At 59.7% G+C, this 4,584-nt stretch carries 4 protein-coding genes; all 4 read right to left on the reverse strand.

Annotated features, from left to right (window positions below; genetic code table 11):
* Window positions 1-2,052: 3-hydroxyacyl-CoA dehydrogenase NAD-binding domain-containing protein (locus tag Q0M35_RS17530; protein ID WP_295317546.1), on the reverse strand; the 2,052-nt coding region annotated here is incomplete at its 3' end.
* Between the two features lies 1 nt (window position 2,053).
* Window positions 2,054-3,007, reverse strand: a complete 954-nt coding sequence (locus Q0M35_RS17535; protein ID WP_295317547.1) for a hypothetical protein — start codon at window positions 3,005-3,007, stop codon at window positions 2,054-2,056.
* A 7-nt stretch (window positions 3,008-3,014) separates the two neighbouring features.
* Window positions 3,015-4,226 carry an acetyl-CoA C-acetyltransferase gene (locus Q0M35_RS17540; protein ID WP_295317548.1) on the reverse strand — a complete coding sequence of 404 codons (1,212 nt, stop codon included), beginning with the start codon at window positions 4,224-4,226 and terminating at the stop codon, window positions 3,015-3,017.
* A 34-nt stretch (window positions 4,227-4,260) separates the two neighbouring features.
* Window positions 4,261-4,584: glutathione binding-like protein (locus Q0M35_RS17545; RefSeq protein WP_295317549.1), on the reverse strand; the 324-nt coding region annotated here is incomplete at its 5' end.

Here is a 4,584-nt window from a genome sequence, read left to right on the forward strand (position 1 = left end):
CATATCGAGCCAGCTCAGCGGACCGCCTGACCATGGCGCAAAGCCCCAGCCAAGAATGGCACCGACATCGCCCTCCCGGATGTCCATCAGCACGCCTTCTTCCAGCGCGCGCACGGCCTCAAGTGTCTGTGCAAAGAGCAGGCGGTGCTGGACGTCGATGAGATCAGGCTGTTCAGCGCGCGGCGGATACTGCTCGCGCAGACCCTCCCAGAGGCCCTGGCGCTTGCCCTTTTCGTCATAGCTGTAAAAGCCCGCATTGGCCTTGCGTCCCAGACGGCCCTCTTTCTCCATGAAAAATATCACCTCATCGGCATAATCGTCATAGGCATCGCCCATCGCGGCTTTGGTCGCGCGCGCGATTTTGGCACCAAGATCGATGGAGGTCTCATCAGTGAGCTGCAGCGGGCCCAGCGGCATGCCAACCAGCTTGGCGGCATTCTCGATAAGTGCGGGCTCCACGCCCTCTTTGAGCATGCGCACCCCCTCGTTGACATAAGGAAGGATGCAGCGGTTGGCGTAAAAGAACCGCGCGTCGTTCACGACGATAGGCGTTTTGCGGATCTGGCGCACGAAATCCAGCGCCTTGGCAACGGCACGGTCGCCGGTCTCGCGGCCTTTGATGATCTCGACCAGCAGCATCTTTTCGACCGGTGAGAAGAAGTGGATGCCGATGAACTGCCCGGGCCGGGCGCTGGCTTTTGCCAGATCGGTAATCGGCAGCGTCGAGGTATTGGAGGCAAAGATGCAGTCATCAGGGATCACCGCCTCGACCTTCTGCGTCATCTCGGCTTTGACCTTCGGGTCCTCGAACACAGCCTCGATGATCAGATCGCAGCCCTCAAGAGCGTCCAGATCGGTGGTGGCAGTAATCAGGCTGAGCAGCTTCTCCTTTTTCTCAGGCGTGGTCTTTCTACGCGCGATGCCCTTGTCGGCGAAAGTCGCGGTATAGTCTTTGCCACGCTCAGCCGCTTCCTGTGTCTGGTCGATCAGCACAACTTCAATACCAGCCTGCGCCGACACCAGTGTGATTCCGGCACCCATCATGCCTGCACCCAGAACGCCCAGCTTTTTCACCCGCTGATCGGCGACACCGTCAGGGCGCACAGCGCCTTTCTCCAGCGCTTCCTTGTTCACGAAAAGCGACCGGATCATGGCCGAGGAGGAGGGGTTCATCAGCACATTTGTGAACCAGCGCGCCTCAATCTTCAGCGCTGTGTCGAAAGGCACCAGCGCACCTTCGTAAACCGCCGAGAGCAGCGCTTTGGCCGCCGGATAGACGCCTTGTGTCTTGCCGTTGACCATGGCGGAGGCGCCGACAAAGGTCATGAATCCCGCGGGGTGGTAAGGTGTGCCGCCGGGCATTTTGTAGCCCTTGGCGTCCCACGGCTTCACGATATCAGCGTCTTTGGCGTTCAGTACCCAGTCGCGGGCGGCGGCCATCGGATCATCTGAGACCTCATCAATCAGCCCGGCAGCTTTGGCGGCGGCAGGGGCCACCAGTTTGCCCTCAAGAAGGAAGGGCGAGGCGGCCATGGCACCCATCTTGCGTGTCAGGCGGGTTGTCCCGCCGGCACCCGGAAAGATGCCGACCATGATCTCAGGCAGGCCGATCTTCGCTTTGGGGTTCTCGGCGGCAAAAATACGGTGCGTCGAAAGCGGGATTTCAAGCCCGATGCCAAGGGCCGTCCCGGGCAGCACTGTCGCCACTGGCTTGCCGCCCTTGAGCGTCTTCGGATCCATTCCCGCAAGCTCGATTTTACGCATGATCCGGTGTGCATTCATGATGCCGTCAAAAAGACCGCGGGCAGGGTCATCGCCTGCCATCTCTTTCATCTTCGCGATCACCTTGAGGTCCATGCCGCCGGCAAAACTGTCAGGTTTTCCCGAGGTCAGGATCACTCCTTTGACGGCGTCATCGGCGAGCGCCTCGTCAATCAGCGCCTCAAGATCATCCCAGGCCTCCAGCGTCATCACGTTCATGGACTTGTCTTTGGTGTCCCAGGTGATCGTTGCGATGCCCTCGGCATCTGTCTTCATGGTAAAGTCGGTCATATCAGTTTCTCCCTGATGTCGGGGTCTCGGTGACAGGTGTCAGGTTGCCCTGACTTACCCGGTTTTCTTTTGATGTCTTTGCGCCCGGTCCGCTGGCCGGCTGCCAGTCTGCGAAAGGCAATGCATTCAGAATGCCGACGATCCGCCAGCGCCCGTTTTCCCAGCGCATGGTCGCGGCACCGTTCCACGGATCAACGATGTAGTCCGCATCGCTCAGCACATGGGCGCGATAAGTGGCAATCAGCAGGGCATCGCCGACACGTTCTGCGGTGCGGACCACACGGGTGATGTCGGTCACCCCGCCGGCCACGAACCTGTTGCGGTAAAACTCGAAGTCGCGCCGCAGGTCCTCAGTGGTATGAATAATGGTCTGATCCCGGTCGAATTCTACAACCATCGGCAGCTGGTAAAATCTGGTCCACTCTCCGAATTCGCCGTGCAGAAGGGTTGGGTCGGCCTGATGAAAAAAGGCCTGAACCGTTTTGCGCAGACGCATTTCGCTGTCGGTGTCCTCACGCTGAAACTGTGACAGTTCGTTGTGTGGCAGATCAGCCCACTGATCCACGCTGAGCGCAGACTCGGAGATCATCACCCGCCAGATGTCATCGGTGCCCTGGTGCAGGCGCCAGCTGACGAAATATTCAGGAAGCGCCTCACCGTCGTCGCGGAACATCACCGTCGAATGATAGCCCGAGATCCTTCCGGGTGCCACCAGGTGCGCCACACAGCATGTCCGTTCGACATGCGCCACGCCGACGCGCGCGAGCGCAGAAATGTAGTCGGTGAAACCGATCTGCACATCCCGCACCGTCTCCAGAACCAGTTTACCTTCTGCCGTGGACATCTGATGCGGCAGGGCCATTCCGGCTACCCACGCTTCAGAGTCGTGCTCCAGGATGGCAACCGTCATATGGCTCAGCAGCCTCTGGTAAATGATCCTTGCATCAGCGGACATACGGCACTCAGACCCTCTCGATGATCGTGGCGGACCCCATGCCGGAAGCAATGCAGAGTGTGGCCAGACCCGTTTCTTTGTCTGCCCGTTCCATCTCATCCAGCAGGGTGCCGATGATCATCGCTCCGGTCGCGCCCAGCGGGTGACCCATTGCAATAGAACCACCGTTGACGTTGACCTTGTCAGCATCCACATCAAAGGCCTGCATGAAGCGCAGCACGACAGCAGCAAAGGCTTCGTTTACCTCGAAAAGGTCGATATCTTTGATGTCCATGCCGTGATCGGCGAGGATCTTTTCAGTGACAGGCACGGGGCCGGTGAGCATGATGGTCGGGTCTGTGCCGATCTTTGCCGTGGCCCGGATACGTGCGCGGGGTTTCAGCCCGTGCTTCTCGCCGAACTCCTTTGAGCCGATCAGCAGCGCCGCGGCGCCATCGACGATCCCCGAGGAATTGCCCGCGTGGTGGATGTGGTTGATTTTCTCCAGGTGCGGGTACTTCATCAGCGCGACCTTGTCGAAACCGGGCATAACCTCGCCCATTGCCTGGAACGCGGGGTTCAGGGCGCCAAGGCTTTGCATATCGGTTTGCGGTCGCATGTATTCGTCGTGGTCCAGAATGGTAAGACCGTTCTGGTCGCGGATTTCAATTACGGATTTCGAAAAGCGGCCCCCGTCCCATGCGGCCTTTGCACGGCGCTGGGATTCGACAGCAAGCTGGTCAGCTTCGTCACGGGTAAAACCGTATTCTGTGGCTATAATGTCCGCACTGATGCCCTGCGGCACGAAATACTTTTCCATTGCCAGCGTGGGATCGACTGCAATGGCGGCACCATCGCTGCCCATCGGGACCCGGCCCATCATCTCAACGCCACCTGCGATATAGCCGTGACCAGCGCCGCCGCGCACCTGGTTGGCAGCGAGGTTAACGGCTTCCATGCCGCTCGCGCAGAACCGGTTGATCGCGAGGCCCGGAATGCGCTCGTCCAGATCAGAGGCAAGCACAGCAGAGCGCGCAAGGCAGCCGCCCTGTTCCATAACCTGGGTGACATTGCCCCAGATCACGTCTTCCACGGCGTGGCCTTCGAGATTGTTGCGCTCTTTCAACGCGTTCAGCGTCTGTGCCGACAGGCGCAGGGCGGTCACTTCGTGCAGGCTGCCGTCTTTGCGGCCTTTGCCACGCGGGGTGCGCAGCGCGTCATAGATGTATGCGTCAGTCATTTAAGTCTCCTTGCGGTGCAGGGCACCAGTTTTATCAGGCCCGGTCGGCAGGGGAGCCGGGCATCAGGTCATAGGGATGCTGCCATCCCGGTGTGTCAGAAAGGCGCGTGAGCCAGGCATCAATATGCGGCCAGTCGGAGCGGTCAAAGCCGTAAGGCTCGGGATAATAAAGATAGCCACAGCAGCTCAGGTCGGCGTTGGTGATGTCGTCGCCGACGATCCAGTTGCGCCCGTCAAGACGGTCGTTCAGCACGGTATAGGCCGCTTTGAGCCGGCCCTGCATAAAGCCGATGACCTCCTGCGGACGTTTGTCTTCGGGCAGGAAATTCATCAGAAAACGGGTCATCCCGGCCTGAGA

Source organism: Roseobacter sp. (assembly GCF_024639605.1).
Lineage (GTDB): Bacteria > Pseudomonadota > Alphaproteobacteria > Rhodobacterales > Rhodobacteraceae > Roseobacter.